The organism is Enterobacter sp. CM29, from assembly GCF_013179605.1.
Lineage (GTDB): Bacteria > Pseudomonadota > Gammaproteobacteria > Enterobacterales > Enterobacteriaceae > Enterobacter > Enterobacter intestinihominis.
In genome coordinates, this window is the sequence record NZ_JABMCU010000359.1 from 1 (window position 1) to 1,195 (window position 1,195).

General features: G+C 53.7%; 1 rRNA gene. It reads left to right on the forward strand.

The annotated features are described in order from the left end of the window. Window positions 1-1,173 (forward strand): 23S ribosomal RNA (locus HP459_RS23005); the annotation flags it as partial. Between the last annotated feature and the right edge of the window lie 22 nt (window positions 1,174-1,195).

Below are 1,195 nucleotides of genomic sequence, written 5' to 3' on the forward strand. Positions count from 1 at the left end.
GACGGAGCTGAAATCAGTCGAAGATACCAGCTGGCTGCAACTGTTTATTAAAAACACAGCACTGTGCAAACACGAAAGTGGACGTATACGGTGTGACGCCTGCCCGGTGCCGGAAGGTTAATTGATGGGGTTAGCGGCAACGCGAAGCTCTTGATCGAAGCCCCGGTAAACGGCGGCCGTAACTATAACGGTCCTAAGGTAGCGAAATTCCTTGTCGGGTAAGTTCCGACCTGCACGAATGGCGTAATGATGGCCAGGCTGTCTCCACCCGAGACTCAGTGAAATTGAACTCGCTGTGAAGATGCAGTGTACCCGCGGCAAGACGGAAAGACCCCGTGAACCTTTACTATAGCTTGACACTGAACACTGGTCCTTGATGTGTAGGATAGGTGGGAGGCTTTGAAGCGTGGACGCCAGTCTGCGTGGAGCCAACCTTGAAATACCACCCTTTAATGGCTGGTGTTCTAACGTAGACCCGTAATCCGGGTTGCGGACAGTGTCTGGTGGGTAGTTTGACTGGGGCGGTCTCCTCCCAAAGAGTAACGGAGGAGCACGAAGGTTGGCTAATCCTGGTCGGACATCAGGAGGTTAGTGCAATGGCATAAGCCAGCTTGACTGCGAGCGTGACGGCGCGAGCAGGTGCGAAAGCAGGTCATAGTGATCCGGTGGTTCTGAATGGAAGGGCCATCGCTCAACGGATAAAAGGTACTCCGGGGATAACAGGCTGATACCGCCCAAGAGTTCATATCGACGGCGGTGTTTGGCACCTCGATGTCGGCTCATCACATCCTGGGGCTGAAGTAGGTCCCAAGGGTATGGCTGTTCGCCATTTAAAGTGGTACGCGAGCTGGGTTTAGAACGTCGTGAGACAGTTCGGTCCCTATCTGCCGTGGGCGCTGGAGAATTGAGGGGGGCTGCTCCTAGTACGAGAGGACCGGAGTGGACGCATCACTGGTGTTCGGGTTGTCATGCCAATGGCACTGCCCGGTAGCTAAATGCGGAAGAGATAAGTGCTGAAAGCATCTAAGCACGAAACTTGCCCCGAGATGAGTTCTCCCTGAGACTTTAAGTCTCCTGAAGGAACGTTGAAGACTACGACGTTGATAGGTCGGGTGTGTAAGCGCAGCGATGCGTTGAGCTAACCGATACTAATGAACCGTGAGGCTTAACCTTACAACGCCGAAGCTGTTTTGGC